General features: G+C 38.3%; 19 protein-coding genes. 15 read left to right on the top strand and 4 right to left on the bottom strand.

The genetic code is table 11. The annotated features are described in order from the left end of the window. The first annotated feature begins 205 nt into the window (after nt 1–205). From leuA to rdgB, 7 genes are all read left to right on the top strand, one after another. The gene (gene leuA, locus AC4CUY_RS01785; RefSeq protein ID WP_336954557.1) at nt 206–1,903 is read left to right on the top strand and encodes a 2-isopropylmalate synthase; all 1,698 of its coding nucleotides are present in this window, start codon (nt 206–208) and stop codon (nt 1,901–1,903) included. A gap of 450 nt (nt 1,904–2,353) precedes the next feature. Then, nucleotides 2,354–3,514 (top strand): homoserine O-succinyltransferase MetX, encoded by a 1,161-nt coding sequence (metX, locus tag AC4CUY_RS01780; protein WP_004726519.1) that lies wholly within the window; start codon nt 2,354–2,356, stop codon nt 3,512–3,514. Continuing rightward, the gene (gene metW / locus AC4CUY_RS01775; RefSeq protein ID WP_004726517.1) at nt 3,514–4,107 is read left to right on the top strand and encodes a methionine biosynthesis protein MetW; all 594 of its coding nucleotides are present in this window, start codon (nt 3,514–3,516) and stop codon (nt 4,105–4,107) included. Before metX ends, metW begins: the two co-directional genes overlap by 1 nt. Beyond that, entirely contained in the window at nt 4,104–4,700 is a 597-nt protein-coding gene (locus tag AC4CUY_RS01770) for a tetratricopeptide repeat protein (RefSeq protein WP_004726515.1), read from the top strand. Before metW ends, AC4CUY_RS01770 begins: the two co-directional genes overlap by 4 nt. Before the next feature lie 84 nt (nt 4,701–4,784). Beyond that, on the top strand, nt 4,785–5,162 hold the full coding sequence (locus tag AC4CUY_RS01765; RefSeq protein ID WP_105713372.1) for a nuclear transport factor 2 family protein: 378 nt from the start codon (nt 4,785–4,787) through the stop codon (nt 5,160–5,162). Between the two features lie 27 nt (nt 5,163–5,189). Next, nucleotides 5,190–5,687 carry a hypothetical protein gene (locus tag AC4CUY_RS01760; protein ID WP_336954554.1) on the top strand — a complete coding sequence of 166 codons (498 nt, stop codon included), beginning with the start codon at nt 5,190–5,192 and terminating at the stop codon, nt 5,685–5,687. Between the two features lie 84 nt (nt 5,688–5,771). Further along, nucleotides 5,772–6,395 (top strand): RdgB/HAM1 family non-canonical purine NTP pyrophosphatase, encoded by a 624-nt coding sequence (gene rdgB, locus AC4CUY_RS01755; protein WP_336954553.1) that lies wholly within the window; start codon nt 5,772–5,774, stop codon nt 6,393–6,395. A 133-nt stretch (nt 6,396–6,528) separates the two neighbouring features. Here rdgB and AC4CUY_RS01750 read toward each other — a convergent pair whose 3' ends face one another. Continuing rightward, nucleotides 6,529–7,404, bottom strand: coding sequence for an AEC family transporter (locus tag AC4CUY_RS01750; protein ID WP_483770364.1), 876 nt, complete (start codon nt 7,402–7,404; stop codon nt 6,529–6,531). 174 nt (nt 7,405–7,578) lie between these two features. Between AC4CUY_RS01750 and tatA the strand changes: the two genes are divergently transcribed. The 4 genes from tatA to AC4CUY_RS01730 all read left to right on the top strand — a co-directional run bounded on the left by tatA (nt 7,579) and on the right by AC4CUY_RS01730 (nt 11,803). Continuing rightward, nucleotides 7,579–7,803, top strand: a complete 225-nt coding sequence (gene tatA, locus AC4CUY_RS01745; protein ID WP_004726505.1) for a Sec-independent protein translocase subunit TatA — start codon at nt 7,579–7,581, stop codon at nt 7,801–7,803. A gap of 17 nt (nt 7,804–7,820) precedes the next feature. Next, the gene (gene tatB, locus AC4CUY_RS01740; protein WP_004818879.1) at nt 7,821–8,276 is read left to right on the top strand and encodes a Sec-independent protein translocase protein TatB; all 456 of its coding nucleotides are present in this window, start codon (nt 7,821–7,823) and stop codon (nt 8,274–8,276) included. Then, nucleotides 8,273–9,055, top strand: coding sequence for a twin-arginine translocase subunit TatC (gene tatC, locus AC4CUY_RS01735; RefSeq protein WP_056514073.1), 783 nt, complete (start codon nt 8,273–8,275; stop codon nt 9,053–9,055). The genes tatB and tatC overlap by 4 nt, the downstream gene beginning before the upstream one ends. A gap of 582 nt (nt 9,056–9,637) precedes the next feature. Beyond that, complete coding sequence (locus AC4CUY_RS01730) at nt 9,638–11,803, top strand: PhoX family protein (RefSeq protein ID WP_483770365.1); 2,166 nt, start codon at nt 9,638–9,640, stop codon at nt 11,801–11,803. A 52-nt stretch (nt 11,804–11,855) separates the two neighbouring features. Here the strand turns inward: AC4CUY_RS01730 and AC4CUY_RS01725 are convergent, their stop codons facing one another. Next, nucleotides 11,856–12,638 carry an NRDE family protein gene (locus tag AC4CUY_RS01725; RefSeq protein WP_483770366.1) on the bottom strand — a complete coding sequence of 261 codons (783 nt, stop codon included), beginning with the start codon at nt 12,636–12,638 and terminating at the stop codon, nt 11,856–11,858. Nucleotides 12,639–12,732: 94 nt separating this feature from the next. Here AC4CUY_RS01725 and lgt point away from each other — a divergent pair, with 94 nt between their 5' ends. The 3 genes from lgt (at nt 12,733) to AC4CUY_RS01710 (ending at nt 14,395) form a co-directional block, all read left to right on the top strand. Beyond that, the gene (gene lgt / locus AC4CUY_RS01720) at nt 12,733–13,551 is read left to right on the top strand and encodes a prolipoprotein diacylglyceryl transferase (RefSeq protein ID WP_336954547.1); all 819 of its coding nucleotides are present in this window, start codon (nt 12,733–12,735) and stop codon (nt 13,549–13,551) included. Nucleotides 13,552–13,637: 86 nt separating this feature from the next. Further along, entirely contained in the window at nt 13,638–14,024 is a 387-nt protein-coding gene (locus AC4CUY_RS01715; protein ID WP_336954546.1) for a hypothetical protein, read from the top strand. Beyond that, on the top strand, nt 14,024–14,395 hold the full coding sequence (locus AC4CUY_RS01710) for a hypothetical protein (protein WP_419328715.1): 372 nt from the start codon (nt 14,024–14,026) through the stop codon (nt 14,393–14,395). Before AC4CUY_RS01715 ends, AC4CUY_RS01710 begins: the two co-directional genes overlap by 1 nt. A 107-nt stretch (nt 14,396–14,502) precedes the next feature. Here the strand turns inward: AC4CUY_RS01710 and AC4CUY_RS01705 are convergent, their stop codons facing one another. Both AC4CUY_RS01705 and AC4CUY_RS01700 read right to left on the bottom strand, forming a co-directional pair. Beyond that, on the bottom strand, nt 14,503–15,030 hold the full coding sequence (locus tag AC4CUY_RS01705) for a hypothetical protein (RefSeq protein ID WP_004726489.1): 528 nt from the start codon (nt 15,028–15,030) through the stop codon (nt 14,503–14,505). Between the two features lie 407 nt (nt 15,031–15,437). Beyond that, nucleotides 15,438–16,235, bottom strand: coding sequence for a YwqG family protein (locus AC4CUY_RS01700; protein ID WP_336954543.1), 798 nt, complete (start codon nt 16,233–16,235; stop codon nt 15,438–15,440). A 174-nt stretch (nt 16,236–16,409) separates the two neighbouring features. Here AC4CUY_RS01700 and thyA point away from each other — a divergent pair, with 174 nt between their 5' ends. Further along, a complete protein-coding gene (gene thyA, locus AC4CUY_RS01695; protein ID WP_151801587.1) occupies nt 16,410–17,252 on the top strand; it encodes a thymidylate synthase in 843 nt (280 codons plus the stop codon). Nucleotides 17,253–17,284: the final 32 nt, after the last annotated feature.

Raw genomic sequence — 17,284 nt, 5'->3', positions numbered from 1 at the left:
TTTAGAATTAATCTCAAGTTAAACCATTTGTAAGTTATCAGTGTTTAGATTTATCTCGTGCTACCCACGTATAAGTTTATGAAAATTTATAAGTGTTTTCATCATAAAAACACTTGTAAATTGAACAGATAGACACAATCTATATTTGTAGTAAGTTGCCTTTATCCAAGAGACGAGCAACAACAACTACACAAGGAGTTCCCTCATGATGTTGGCTGATCCAAGTAAAAAATATCGTCGCATGTACCAACGTGTAGACTTGCCTGACCGTCAATGGCCAAATAACGAAATCAATAAAGCGCCAATTTGGATGAGTACCGACCTTCGTGATGGTAACCAAGCGATTTTCGAACCAATGAACATCGAACAAAAATTCAAAATGTTTGAAATGTTGGTCAAAATTGGCTTTAAACATATTGAAATTGGCTTTCCTTCAGCTTCACAAATTGATTTTGATTTCACCCGTAAGTTGATTGAAGAAGGTCATATTCCAGATGACGTTTATATCGAAGTCTTGGTGCAAGCCCGTGATCATTTAATTGCACGCACCTTTGAAGCCTTACAAGGTGCGAAACGCGCCATTGTGCATATCTATAACTCAAACTCACCCACTTTCCGTAAAAAAGTATTGAATGTTGATGTCAATGGTGCAAAGCAATTGGCAATGAATGCGGCAAGCAAAGTAAAAGAATATGCAACCAAACAGCCTGAAACTGAATTTATTTTCCAGTACAGCCCAGAATGTTTTACAGCAACAGAATTAGAGGTTGCTAAAGATATTTGTGATGCTGTGACTGAAATTTGGGAAGCATCGCCTGACAATAAAGTTATTTTAAATTTACCTGCAACTGTTGAGGTTTCAGGTCCGCATGTCTATGCCGACCAAATCGAATGGATGCATCGTAATTTGAAACGTCGTGATGGTGTGATTATTTCAGTGCATTGTCACAATGACCGTGGTTGTGGTATTGCAGCATCTGAGTTAGCGATCATGGCTGGTGCTGATCGTGTTGAAGGTTGTGTATTTGGGAATGGTGAACGTACTGGTAACGTTGACGTGGCTGCAATTGCATTAAACATGTACACACAAGGTGTGGCATGTGAGTTAGATTTCTCAAACATTAACGAGATTATTGCCACAATAGAAGAATGTACTGGTTTGCCTGTACATCCGCGTCATCCATATGCAGGTGATTTAGTCTTTACTGCATTCTCGGGTTCTCACCAAGATGCAATTAAAAAAGGCTTTGAGTTCCAAAAAGATGAAGAAATTTGGGATATGCCTTACTTACCAATCGACCCTAAAGATTTAGGTCGTGATTATGATGCGGTGATTCGTGTCAACTCACAGTCGGGTAAAGGCGGTATTGCTTACTTGCTAGAATCTAACTATAACGTGGTTTTACCTCGTCGCTTACAGATTGAATTCTCACAAATTGTTCAGCAAGTTGCAGATGAAGAAGGCGTTGAAGTTTCAGCTCAACAAATTTGGACCTTGTTTAAAGATACCTACGTTGCTGCAAAAGATGCACATTATTCAGCAAAAAACTATAGATTGTCAGATGAAAATGGTAGTCAAGTGATTGAACTTGATGTGGTCATCAATGGTGAAACTCAGCACTTACGTGGTGAAGGGAATGGTCCAATTTCTGCGATTTTAAATGCACTTCAATTACCAATTGATGTCTTAAACTACGAAGAACGCAGTATCAGTTCAGGCGCACATGCAAAAGCGTTGGCATTGATCGAACTTCAAGTCCAAGGCACAGGTAAATCTGCATTCGGCGCTGGTGTACATGATAATATCGTCACCTCTTCAATTGAAGCAATCATTGCCGCAACCAATCGTTTGATTGACCAAGGTGTTTTAAGTACTGAACAAGTCATCGCAGCTGCTGTATAAGCCATATCAATTAAAAGACTTTAGAAAGGATGCCCCCTAGTGGTATCCTTTCTTTCATTCATGGATATTAGCAAGTGACTTTCTCGAATAGCTTTATGCCTCTCAAAGATAAAAAATACGTGGAAATTTCATCCATGATTGTTTGAGATCAGACAGCTGTGAATGAGTAGCGAGTAAGTTCCGTAGTGATTCATAAGATCGTTCTGTTGCAAAGCTTTGCATTTCATTTTCCAAAATGGAAAATAAGTTAAAGCCAGTGAAGTGAAGACATTCCATTTCGACTCACTATCGCTCTAGACATCATCACTCATTCTGAAAGTGAACTTTAATGATAAAACACTATTGTGAAAACCATGGAATATCATTAATTTATTAGCTATATAGATGTCTTAGATATCTCTAATATTCGTAATTTATCGACCTTCTAAAACTTTAAGGTGAACATTTCCAGTGTCTTTTCCAGCTGATTCAGTGGGGCTCGTTACTCCACAAAAGTTTGAATTTGAAGAACCGTTAGAGCTTGAGTGTGGTCGAGTATTGCCACGCTATGAAATCATGGTGGAAACCTATGGTGAGCTCAATGCAGATAAATCAAATGGAATTTTGATTTGCCATGCACTTTCAGGACATCATCATGCGGCTGGCTATCACCACGAAGACGATAAAAAAACAGGCTGGTGGGATGCATGTATTGGGCCAGGTAAAGCCATTGATACTTCGAAGTTTTTCGTGGTCGCACTCAACAATATTGGAGGTTGTAGTGGCTCAACGGGACCCACTTCACCTAACCCTGAAAATGAAAATCGCCCATACGGTCCCGACTTTCCATTAGTGACTGTACGTGATTGGGTTAAAACCCAAGCCCTCCTCTCTGACCGCTTAGGGATAGATGTTTGGTATTCAATCATTGGTGGTTCTTTAGGTGGCATGCAGGCTTTACAATGGTCTGTGGACTATCCAGATCGTTTACAAAAATGTGTCATCATTGCCAGCGCACCAAAGCTTTCCGCACAAAATATTGCATTTAACGAAGTGGCACGTCAGTCTATTTTGTCTGATCCAGATTTTCACAATGGCCGTTATTTAGAACTCGATAGTTATCCAAAACGTGGCTTAATTTTGGCACGTATGGTGGGTCATATTACCTATCTTTCTGAAGAAGCCATGAAACAAAAATTTGGTCGTGATTTAAAATCAGGCAAGTTTATGTATGGTTTCGATGTTGAGTTCCAAGTTGAAAGCTATCTGCGTTATCAAGGCGAACAATTCAGTCGAAACTTTGATGCCAATACTTATCTGATCATGACCAAAGCCTTGGATTATTTCGATCCATCACGTGAATATGAACAGTCACTCACTAAAGCCCTATCAAATACCAAATGTCGCTTTTTAGTAGTGTCATTTACAACAGACTGGCGTTTTAGCCCAGAACGCTCGCAAGAGATTGTCAACGCCTTGATTACCAATCAAAAACCTGTGAGTTATTTGGATATCGATGCTGAGCAGGGCCATGACTCATTCCTATTCCCTATCCCCTTGTACGTCAAATCCTTACGTGCATTTTTAGGTGGTATTGAACACCTTAATTCAACACCTAAGGAGGCTTTGTAATGCGTATTGACCAACAGCTTGCAGAAAAATGGATCAATGCTGGTGCGAGTGTGCTCGATTTAGGTTGTGGTGATGGCGAATTATTGTCACAAATGAGCAAAAAACAGCAAATTCACGCTTATGGGCTAGAAATCGATCAAGAAAAGATTGCAATTGCCGTCAGCAAAGGGTTAAATATTATACAACAAGACTTAAACCTCGGTTTGGGACGCTTTGCCGACCAGTCTTTTGACTATGTGGTTATGGCACAAGCTTTGCAAGCTGTAGATGCACCTGATGTGCTTCTGCGCGATATGGTGCGTGTGGGGAAACAAGCAATTATTACGTTTCCTAACTTTGCGTATTGGAAAACACGGTCTTTCCTTGCACTGAAAGGCAAGATGCCTGTTTCTGATGCCTTACCGTATATGTGGTACAATACACCTAATATCCACTTATGCACCTTTCGTGATTTTGAAGCATTATGTGCTGAAAATCAGATTCAAATTATTGATCGACTCGCTGTAAATGGGAACCAACAAGGTAGCTTTTTAAGTAAAGCCATACCGAATTTGTTCGGCGAAGTCGCTATTTATCGAGTGAGCGCTCTATGAAGAAATTATTATTAGGCAGTACGTTATTTTTTGGGCTAGTGAGTATTCAAGCCCATGCGGACTATGTACCGCAGCAACAACAATCTGTATCAGCAATGGCAGCACAATATGCACATATGAATGTGACAGATTTGCAAAAAGCAGCCAAAGCTGGTCAACCTGCTGCACAATTTTATTTAGCAACACATTTCCAGGCTGGTACTGGCGGTGTATCTAAAGACCTTAAACAAGCATTTACATGGTTTAAAGCTGCGGCTGACCAAGGTATTTCTGCGGCTCAGTTGAATGTTGGTCGTATGTATGCTGATGGTTTAGGCGTTTCTAAAAGCGAAACATCTGCGCGTCAATACTTTGAAAAAGCAGCAAGCCACGGCGATAACCGTGCAAGCTTTAATCTTGCGGTGATGGAAGAGCAAAAGAAAAACTACATGGGCGCTTATCAGTGGTATGAGCTTTCTACACGTGATGGTATGTTAGACAATAAAGTAATTAACATGTCGCAAACCAAAAAAACTGCTTTGGCTGCTAACTTAACTCAAGACCAAATTCGTACTGCAACACAACGTGCAGATCAATGGATTCAAGCTCAATAATTTGATTTTCATCGATCATAAAAGCACCTTCGGGTGCTTTTTTTACTGCTATCCATTTAAGTATTTCAACTGGGATTGTTGACAATGCAAGACCTATTCAAACAATTAATTCAATATGAATGCGGGTTGCATCATCGTGATCGTCAAAACTTTCAAATACTTGATCAACGGTTACATCCAGATTTTAAAGAAATTACCAAATCAGGGTGGGTTGTGCATAAAGCCCAAATGATTGAAGCACTTTTAAACGATACAGATACCGACATCATTCAAGCACAGGATTTTCAAGTTCAGTCGTTATCTGATCATAGCGTTTTACTGACCTATCAAAGCCATCAAATCAATGTGGCAACTCAAGCTCAATACAATGTGGCTTTACGCAGTTCAATTTGGGTTATGAATGATCACGGTATATGGCAAATGATTTTCCACCAAGGCACCACTTGTGCATTTGAGAAGTAAATCGAGTTCTTCTATGTATGGAAAAATATGCAAAAGAAAAAATATTATGCTTCACGCAAACAAATAATTCCTTTGGCGATTTTTGCTGGAATTTTGGCCTGCCCCTTTTGGGCTGCGACCGTGCTTTTAATCTTGGAAATATTTGAATGGAAGAATGGCTTAAAAAGTCTCTTTTCGCTATTTCTTGTTACGCCATTGGGTCTCATTGCTTATTTTTTCAGTAATAAAGCTATTCAGATATTTAGCAATCAACGTCCTATTTTAACCCTCTCCCAAGACATGATTAGAAGCATTGATTTTAAAGGTAGAGTGATCATTAAAAAACACATTAAAATACCAGAGATCTATGAAGTTGAGCTCAAAAAAACCTTACTTGATCGACAATACTATTTACTTTTTATCATGAAAGATAACAGCAAACAGAAACTCAATGTTGGACTAGGTTTTATGAAAAATGAGGATGTTCTCGATTTAAAACAACAGTTAGACAAACGCATTAGCGCAAAAGCAAAACATATCCAGTAAAGCGTAAAGGACGAGAGAATTTAGCCGCATTTTATGACACAGATTAAGTTAAAATAACTCAATTTTAAATTTTGAGTCTGCATCATGTCATCAAAAGATTGGTTATCACAAGGAACACTGGTACTCGCAAGCAATAACAAAGGCAAAATTGCTGAATTTGAAAAATTGTTTGCTGAATTGGCTTTACCCGTTGAAGTGATTCCTCAAGGTCAACTGAATATCGAAGACGCGATTGAAGATGGCTTAAGCTTTATTGAAAATGCAATTATCAAAGCACGTCATGCGAGCCGTATTTCAGGTAAACCTGCGATTGCTGATGATTCTGGGATTTGCGTTCCCGTATTAGGTGGAGCACCTGGAATTTACTCTGCACGTTATGCAGGTGAACATGGCGATGATGCAGCCAATAATACAAAATTGCTGGAAAACCTTAAGCCTTTACGCCAAGACGATCAAGCGATTGAAGCAATGTTCGTGTGTGTATTGGCATTGGTTGAACATGCAGATGACCCTTTACCACAAATTTTCCAAGGGATCTGGCAAGGTGAAGTACTAGAGCAAGCTCGAGGTGAAAATGGCTTCGGTTATGACCCACTGTTCTGGTTACCCGAGCTAAATATTTCAAGCGCAGAAATGAGTAAAGCAGAAAAGAACAAAATTAGCCATCGTGGTCAGGCGATGCAATTGTTTAAAGCAAGCTTGAAATAAGCAGTTAAAACCAGCCGTTTAAAATCATACGATTTTGTTAGATTCCTCCTCGCCTTTGAGCAAAGGAGGAATATGATGGATATCGCTAAAACTTATCTAAAACGAAGCAAAATAAACCAATCAACCGATAAAACTATAAAAAATGAATCAACACACCATATAGGATGCATACCACACAACTGACTATCGTTCCCGAAGCAATATATTTTGCTGAAACCCCAGTGCCTTGATAGTGGGTTTCCAATGCGACAATATTGGCAGCTGGCGGTAAACAAAACAGTAAAAACATCACCCCAATATATTGATGGATCTGTGGAACAGGTAAAAAGAAATAAGCCAGACTGCACAATACAACACCACAAACTAACTTTAATATTGCGAGCTTAGTACTGGACAGTAAATCCTCGATATGGACTTTGGTTTTTCTTAACCACATCCCCAATACACACATACCAGTAAAACTCATACTCCATTTAGCCAGAGTATAAATCCAATTAATCCAATCATTTGTCTGAAACTGTTGCACATCAAAACAACGTAAAAGCCCTGCAATGATCAAGGCAATCACAGGTGGCGATTGCAGTACTTTTTTGATAAGCAATTGTTTGGATTGCGGGGCTGAACTTACCGAAGTCACAGCCCAAGAGTTTCCAAAAATTGAAACCCCGATATAGAGTGGTATCATCAGCATACTATTGTCTGGACCAAATATAGCCAAGGCAATCGGAAAGCCGAGCCATGCCATATTGGTATAGCTAAAACACAATGAAGCTAAACGATCTTTAGACAGCGTGAGATAAATAAAGAAAAGCGTAAAGCATGAGAAAAAAGCAAATAAAATTAAAGCAATACTGCCCGATTTATAAAATACCATATTGTAAATAATCACAATCGGGATAAATAAGCGAGCCAACAGCAAAGACATGAATGATTTTAAGTTTACTGAAAATTTGCTATTTGCCAGTATCAGCCCACAGATAAATGATAAAACTGGAAATAACAAAGCCACAATACTACACCTTATTCTCAAATCATGAACATACTAGCATTTTCCAAATATAGATAACGTTTAACATATCAAAATAATTTATAAATATTGTCTGTCTTTAAATTGAAATATTAGTGTCACTTTTTTGTCATGGATAACTGTTGTTATAGCTGTTAATAAATAGGAGTTAAAACTATGGCTGGATTATCGATTTGGCATGTACTTATTTTTGCAATCGTTGTGATTCTACTATTTGGTACATCAAAGCTAAAAAACTTAGGTAAAGATGTTGGTGGTGCCGTAAAAGATTTTAAGAAATCGATTAAAGAAGAAGAGGCAACAACTGCTTCACTGACTGAAACGCGTACACTAGAACATCAAACTAGCAATACTGATGTGAACTCTACAGTAAAACACTAATCGGTGAGGCGTAGATCATGTTAGATGTTGGATTTTCAGAACTGTTAGTGTTTGGGATCATTGCGCTCTTGGTATTGGGACCAGATAAACTTCCTGAAGCTGCGCGTTTTGCTGCCAAATGGTATAGCAAATTTAAACGTGCAATTAGTAGTGTCCAAAATGACATCGACCGTGAATTACGTCTTTCTGAATTTAGAGAACAAATGCAACAAGAGATGCAAAAAATTCAAGAACTTGAACAAAAAATGCAGGCTCAAATGCAAGAGTTACAACAACAAAAAATTGCTGTAGAACAAGAAAGTCATCTCGCAATAACAGACAATAAAAAAATTCACACGACTTATCATAAACTCGATATTACGGTTCCCGCTATTTATATGTCAAAGACTTGGTTAGATAAACAAAACTGTACTGTAACTCGACCACAAATTGTTCTTGTTAAAGAAGTACCGCAATTGAAGGTGGCTGTATGAGCGACTCATTAGCACCACAAGTACATGATGCCTCATCTACCGAGACGCCGCCTTTAGATGCGATGCCGATTACTCAACACCTGATGGTGTTACGTAAGCATTTATTTAAAATTGTTGGCGCGCTCATCGCTATATTTTTTTGTTTATTGCCATTTGCCAATAAGACCTATATTGCGTTATCAGAACCACTCAGAAAACAATTACCTGCAACCTCAACCATGATTGCAACTGATGTTACAGCAACCTTCATGGCGCCGTTTAAGTTAAACTTCTTTATTGCGCTGATGTTGGCGATGCCCTTTATCATCTATCAACTTTGGGCGTTTATTAAACCTGCATTATACGAAAAAGAAAAAAATCTAGCATTTCCATTGTTGTTTGGCAGTATTGTGCTGTTTTATTCAGGGATCGCTTTTGCTTACTTTATTGCATTGCCATCCATCCTGCATTTCTTTATCAGTGTTTCACCAGAAACCGTCGCGCCAATGACTGACATCAATAGTTATTTAAGCTTCTGTCTAAAATTATTTTTGGTATTTGGTGTGACCTTTGAAATCCCAATTATTACTTTAGTTTTAATTTTAGTTGGCTTCGTCACCACTAAAACATTGGCTGAAAAGCGTCGCTTTATCGTGGTGGGATGTTTCTTCGTGTCTATGTTTATTACCCCACCAGATGCAATTTCAATGATCATGCTCGCAATTCCAATGTGGATGCTATTTGAGCTGGGTTTATTGCTGGGTAAAGTGATTGAAAAACGTAAAACTGTAGATGCTTAACTATCAAAATAAAAAACTTTTTAATATTTAAATGACTTCTTTTGAGGTCATTTTTATTTTAAGTTTGTTAAATTCTTTTTTAGAAACAATTATTAAAACAAGTCTATTGCTTAATCTTCTGCCCTTTTATTCAAATACATTAGATCTATTTCACAAGTCGAAAAATGATCATGTTGAGTGAATTATATTGCGATCGAAAGTTCCTTCTCCCCTCGGGAGACGGTTAGGATGAGAGCGATTTTATACTGATCTATGCTTTTGATAAGCGTTTATAAAAGAAGCCTATTATTAAGAGCTCTTTGTTAAAAATCTCTATTTTTTAAAACAATTGAAAGTTAATCCAGTTTATTCAATTCACCAAGCAGATATCATGCTTAATCAGTCATAACCTAATTCTTATAGAAATTGAACAACGGAGTAATGGTCTAAATATAAATATGACAATCCTATTACTTTCTTAAAATAAGATTAAATTTAACCAATATTAAATATAAGAGTAAGAGATCTTACACATTTGTTCTGTATGTTTTTAAGCTGAATCAAAATCACATTTAATCAAGACTTAAAGCCAAAGGGAATCGTATGACAGACCTCACGCCATATCATGAAAATCAAGAGTTAGATAACAATACTTCGAATAACACGCATTTCCGTGACATTTTAGAACAACGGATTTCTCGTCGTAGTTTAATTACAAAAACAGCAAGCGGTGCAGCTGCTCTCGCTTTAGCATCGAGCCTAGTTGGTTGTAATGATGACGATGACAATAATTCAACACCCACCACGACAATTAAAAAACCTGAAAAATTCACCTTTAACCCTGTTGCAAAAAACCTCAATGACATCGTCACTGTTCCTGCGGGTTATGAAGCAAATGTGCTTTATGCTTTAGGTGATCCATTAATGCAGACGATCCCTGACTGGGATGATAACAATGTTCCTTCAGGGGTCAGCTTTACAGCACGTTCAGGTGACTGTCATGATGGTATGAGCTATTTTGGCTTAAATTCCAATAGCTCTAAATATGATGCTAAAGCGTCAAACCGTGGCTTACTGGTCATGAATCATGAATACATTAATCAAACCTTCTTACATCCTAAAGGTGCAACAAAAGTAAATGGTCGTCGCCCAGAAGATGAAGTGATTCGTGAAGTCAATGCGCATGGTGTTTCCGTCATTGAATTAAAGAAAGATGCAACTACACAAAAAGTAGAGATTGTTAAAAGTTCTCCATTTAATCGCCGTATTACAGCGTCAACGGTCATGGACTTTGCAGGCACAGTTGCAGGTTCAGACTTGGTGAAAACCAAATACTCAAGCTCAGCAAAGCAAACACGCGGCACACATAATAACTGTGGTAATGGTTATACCCCTTGGGGAACTTACCTCACCACAGAAGAAAACTTTATTGGATACTTTGTGCGTAATAAAGGTGATGATGCAAAACGTAGTGCGGCTGAGATCATCGCACTGAATCGCTATGGTTTAAAAGATGGTGCCAGCTCACGTTATGGCTGGGAAACCGCGATTGGGGCAATCGAAAGCCAAGATTTATATGACCGCTGGAACTCTTCAATTACTGCTGACTCCGCAGACAAAGATTATCGAAACGGCGCAAATACCTTTGGTTGGATTGTTGAAATCGATCCGTTCGATAGTCGTTCAAACCCCGTTAAACGAACATCTTTAGGTCGCTTTGCGCATGAAGACTGTCGCTCAAGCCGTTTAATCGAAGGGGAAAATCTAGCCTTCTATATGGGCGATGACTCACGTGGCGAATATATCTACAAATTTGTATCTGATGCGAAGTGGGATGCAAAAGATGTAAATGGTGGCTATCGCGCTGGCGATAAATATATGAACAGTGGCAAGCTATATGTTGCGCAGTTCAATAATGATGGTACAGGTAAATGGATTGAATTGGCGTATGGTAAAAACGGTTTAAATGATAGCAATACCGTCTATCCTTTCAAGTCTCAAGCCGATGTCACTACTTTTGCACGTTTAGCCGGTGATTCAGTCAAAGCCACTAAAATGGATCGTCCAGAATGGGTTGCGGTGAACCCAGAGAATGGTGAAGTCTATGTCACACTAACCAATAACTCGAACCGTGGTACAGCACATGCATTAGATGCCGCAAATCCACGAAACTATAGCGACCCAGAAGGTGGTAAAGGCAATGTAAATGGTCACATTATCCGTTTCCATGAAAAAGATAATAAAACTACAGCTGAAAGCTTTACTTGGGACATCTACCTCTTTGGTGCTGAAGCAAAAATGGCCAGTAACATCAACTTGTCTGGGTTAAATGATAATAATGATTTATCTTCACCAGATGGTATGTGGTTCGACCCACGTGGTGTACTTTGGATTCAAACGGATGATGGTGCTTATACAGATACCACCAACTGTATGATGCTTGCTGCACTCCCTGGTAAAGTCGGTGATGGCGCAAAAGCAATAACATCTGCTGGGCAAGAAACGATCGTGGGTAAACAAGTCACTGATGAAAACCTGCGTCGCTTCCTAACAGGTCCAAAACAATGTGAAATCACGGGTGTCACCATGACACCCGACTACAAAGCCATTTTTATCAATGTTCAACATCCAGGTGAAGACTCACCTAGCTTTGATAAGCCTTCAAGTAACTGGCCTGCATCACAAAAAGATCCAAGCAACAAGACTGCTCGCCCACGTTCTGCAACGGTCGTCATTACTCGTAAAGATGGCGGTGTAATTGCTGGCTAATCAACTAAATTTATTTTTTTAAAGCCATAGTGACGAAAGTTGCTATGGCTTTTTATTTTTCAATAGTGCGCTTAATCTCGACTAACTCACCCATATGTTCACCTTGTTGTGTTTTTTCGATCCAATGAATCTGCGTACTGCTTATTCTTAAAAAGTTGGAACAGCGTGTGCCATAAATTGGGCTTTGAATAAATGTTGAAGACAACAACGCTTCCATCTCAGGATTAATTCCAGTATTGGGCAGTAAATCAGGAATAATTTTTCGTTCATCTTCTAAAATATCCCAAACAGCGAATTGTAGATCTTGCTCAGAGATAGAAGGGACTTGCAACATGGGTAAAAATTCTTGGGTAAAGCGTTTACGTAAATGCTTGGTTTTTTCCCAATCATCTGACATCAAGCCATTTGAAACGACAAATACACCTTGGGATAACACTTGTGGGGCTTCACCGCGATTACTCATATAAACAGCTTGCTGTCGATCACCCACAAATAAGTTAAAACCCGCATAATCTCTTTGCTGCTTTTCCAATGCTTGTGCAAAACGAATTGGTGTTTGATCTGACGCTAAAAAGGCTTGAATCAAATAGCCACGCGTAGTGGGATAAGTTTGTTTATCAGCACCATCACGATAATTGGTAATCACTGCCCAACGTCCCTGTGGTGTAACCCCCATCCATGTTCCGCCGGATTGTAAATCTTGCCCTGCAATAATCGGACTGTTCGCCCATGACTGTAATTGAGTGCTTGGACGATGGTAGAATTCGTCACGATTTGAAATTAAACAAACAGGTAAATCATCCAAAACTTGCCAAGCCAATGCCACAATACACATAAAATACATTCCATGAAGTTTACACATTGAATGTACAACATTTTTAATATGTTTCAGCTAAAATCTGTGCAAAATAGAAAATCAAGGATTAGGAATGCTCACCTACCCGAATATTGACCCAATTGCGATATCACTGGGTCCACTCAACGTCCATTGGTATGGGCTGATGTATCTCTTGGCATTTTTATGTGCTTGGGGACTTGCTACTTATCGTGCTAAACAACGTGCTGACTGGAACTCTGAAATGGTTTCAGATCTGGTGTTCTTTGGTGCACTTGGAGTTGTGCTCGGTGGTCGTGTAGGCTATGTTTTATTTTACGAGTTTAGCAAATTTTTAGCAGATCCTATCTGGCTATTTAAAGTTTGGACTGGTGGTATGAGTTTCCACGGAGGCTTCCTTGGTGTAATGATCGCCATGCTTTTGTGGTGCCATAAATACAAGAAAACTTGGTTTGAAACACTAGATTTCATTGCACCCTGTGTACCGACGGGCTTGATGTTTGGTCGAATTGGTAACTTCATAGGTGGTGAATTATATGGTCGTCAAGTTTCTGACCCTAACTTTGCGCTAGGTATGATCTTCCCGACAGATCCACTACATTTGGTTCGTCATCCATCTCAGCTCTATCAAGCGCTGTGTGAAGGACTGCTGCTGTTCCTTATTCTATGGTTCTATAGTGCTAAACCACGCCCACGTTATGCCGTATCTGCAATCTTTCTAATGGGTTATGGCTGTGCTCGATTCTTTATGGAATTCTTCCGTGAACCTGATGCGGATCAAGGTTATATTTTGTTTGGTTGGATGACCAAAGGTCAAATCCTCTCATTCCCAATGATTCTGATTGGATTATGGTTAATTTGGTATGCTTACCAAAAGAAAATTTTTGACTGGGGTCCACAAAAAAATAATTAAGCCTTATGAGCTAAGTTGAAAAAGGTGAAGCTAAGCTTCACCTTTTTTATGCTAAATTATCATTATCCAATTTAAACGAAATCACTATGCTTGAATTTTGGTTTGATCCTAAAGTCTCGGTTGCAAAGAAGCTCATTTTTCTTATTTTATTGGTACTGGTCACTATTGGACTCTATTGGTACCAGCCTTTAACCCTTGATAATATTTTACTTTTTGCAGGTACAGGTATTATTTTTCTGATTTGTCGTTACTGTAAAGTTCATTTTGCAGCCCAAAACCCCACAGGATTTCTTTATCGTTTATTGACCTGGATTCCACTGGCTTTAGTTTTGGCATTGGTTTTTAAAAATATGAACAATGGTGAAATTTTGATCCCAGGCGCTCAAGGTATTGGTTTTATGGCTCTAGCAGTTTGTATTTTTTCACCACTATCCCTACTCAATCAAAATTCGTCTGAACAAGTCTCTAAATAATGTTAGATTTTTGGTATTCAGCGCGCTGTAGTCGTGAAATTAAAGTCGTCATTTCAATCTTAACCTGCGCAATAATTTATTATTGCACCACGATTGAGAAGTTAAGTCCAACGTTTACCGTGATGTGTTTAGCGATTGGAATCTCTACACATTTATTAAGAATGCTCGGGCTAAAAATCTCTAAAAATAATGTCTATACTCAAGGTTTCAAAATTTTATTTTCCATCTACCCTTTTCTTGCACTTATGCTTTTAATGGCTTTTTTACCTGCACAACATAAAATATTGACATCAATTCAAGCCCTTGGCTTTGCTGCTTTAGGTCTATTTATCATGTCAATTTATCAAAATCGCGCAAAACGTTTTGACTAAAGATGTTGTAAAAAAAAGCATTGCAATAAAAAAGGAAGCCTTTCATTCCAAAAGCTTCCTTTTTTATCTTTTAATCCGTAATAGATTAAATGATTTTGACTGTGAAACTAAGCAGCTAAACGATAATACTCATAGGTTACATTTGGGTCTTTATACACATCGTAACTACGCTGTCTAAAGTCAGAAACCCATTGAGAACCTGTAAATCCAGCAATATGGCCATAACGATGGCGACTGGTACTGTTGATGATATAAATATCACCTTCTTGAGGATTATCAAAGTCAGGACGGATTTGCTTATAACCAATCTCAGTTAAAGTCGAACCCCAATCTGAAGCCGCAACTGGATGATCAGAAAAACGTGCACCAGCTGATTCAAGCGCTATACGCACATATCTTGCACAACGATGTGCAGTAGTACTACGTGACATACTGACAAGTTTTTCAGTAAATTTACTAATATCGATTAAGCTTTCTTTCTTAAATGCTTCAGTTTGATTTTTAAAAGTTTCAAATGCTTTATTTTTTAAGTATTCATCTGGTCGAAAATTATTATTTTGATTTTCCGATCGAATCTGAATATGAACCGTGGGATTCACGTATTCATTCATATTAACATTGTGGTCGTAAATCATGCATTGTCCTCAAACTGCCCTTTTGAATTGATTCAAACTACCTTGTTTAAATCAATAACAACTTTTCACAAGCCATGAATAGTAATCAGCAATTCTTAAAATGTAGACTTAAAACATGTAAAAAAATATGTAAGTGTTAATAAATCTCATTTGTAACGCCTCAAGCTACTGAAACTGCTGACATTACACAATTCATCACTTGGGTTTGTTTGTTTAAAAATTAATCAATAGAGGTTTACTCGGCCGTATCATTAAAATATTTTCTTAATCTAATCAACACATTAAACTGTCAATTCAGTCACACTTTTGTTTTATGAATTCAGCAAAATCGTATGCCAAAGAAAGATTTTTTCAATAAAAAGCTGATGTTATCAACATCAGCTTTTTAGAAATTATGCCGTCGGTGCTTAATAACAATCCCAGTTATACACCACTTTAGAGAAATCTCTTTTTTCAAGATCATCCGGATGAATAAAGAAGTTCCCTACACCTGAGTCGCCCCACATGATCTCAATACCTTCAGCTTCACCTGTATCGATCTGCAACAGTAAAATATAATCTTGAATAGATTCATTGTATTCACGCGGATCAGATTGAGTAAAAAATGGATATCCACCTAAACGATGACCGCTTGCGGAAAAAACTTCACTGTACTCATCACAAAACTCTTCTTCATTATCTTTTTCATAAGGGTCTGTGACTTTTTGAGCAAAATCAAAATTATTCATATCAATATAGCTTTCAGCCTTCTCAAACTGAATCGCAGACTGTCCTGCGATAGGACTATAAATATCGTCCTCAACAAAACTTGGAAAATCGCTTTGTAAAAGTGCAAGATCTTGCTCAATCTTGTCATAAAAAACCACCCGAAAGCCATCTTGCTTTTTTTGATCATCAAAATTGAGACCATATAAATCATCATGCGGATTGATAAAAAACTGTAAAATTCCAGACTTTGGATAATGTTGATTTTCTGGCACTTCTGCAAAATTGATCTGCGCCAATAATTGTAGGTCATCACCCTCCGCGCTCTGCGGATATTGCGTCTCTACAGGTAAATAGGGATTTCCACCCACTTTGCTTTGCCAAATCTGTAAATCTTCAGTCGGCACTAATGATATTTCTATACTGTCTTTTTTTGTCGCAATAATTTGCGTTTTATATGGCTGTAAACATGCTGGGAGCTCATTCAAATTTATACTCATTTTCAAATACTCTTAGTTTTAGCTGTTAGATGGATGCAAAACAGAAAATAATCTAGCTTAAAAAGAAACTCAGATTAGTATAAACTCTGAAGCTATTCAGAAACATTACGAATGGGTAATCATGCGACATAATCTGTCATTTATGTCGTATGGACGCCCCAAATTGGACACTATATGAAAGCGTATTTAGACCTTCTACAACATATCCTAGACGATGGCGGTGACAAAGGTGATCGTACTGGTACTGGTACTCGTTCTGTATTTGGTCATCAAATGCGTTTTGACTTGTCAAAAGGGTTTCCGCTACTAACCACTAAAAAGGTTCATTTCCGCTCAATTGTGATTGAATTGCTGTGGTTCCTAAAAGGCGACACCAACGTTCAATATCTTAAAGACAATAAAGTTTCGATTTGGGATGAATGGTCTACCGCTGAGCAGACTGCCCGTTTTGGACGCCCTGAAGGGGAGTTGGGCCCAGTCTATGGTCATCAATGGCGTAACTTTGGCGCTACGCAAAAAGATAATGGTTTGTTTGAAAATGATGGTTTTGACCAAATCAGTTGGTTGGTCAATGAAATCAAGACCAATCCAAACTCACGTCGTTTGATTGTGTCTGGCTGGAATCCAAATGAAGCAGGTAAAGTTGCCTTACCGCCATGCCACACTTTATTCCAATTTTTTGTTCAAGATGGAAAGTTGTCTTGCCAACTTTATCAACGTAGTGCAGATGTTTTCTTAGGGGTGCCATTTAATATTGCCAGCTATGCTCTACTGACTCATATGGTTGCTCAAGTTTGTGGTTTAGGCGTAGGTGATTTTGTCTGGACTGGCGGTGATACACATTTATATGTTAACCATTTTGAACAAGCGAAACTTCAGTTAACACGTGAGCCCTTACCACTGTGCCAACTCAAATTAAATCCTGAAATTAAGGATATTTTTGACTTTAAATTTGAAGATATTGAAATTACAGGTTATGAGTCACATCCTGCAATTAAAGCACCTGTAGCTGTTTAAATATTTTAATTCAGTCTTTCCTTATTCCCTCC

The organism is Acinetobacter sp. 778_lipA (genome assembly GCF_058242985.1).
This window is presented reverse-complemented; position numbering and strand designations above follow the sequence as displayed.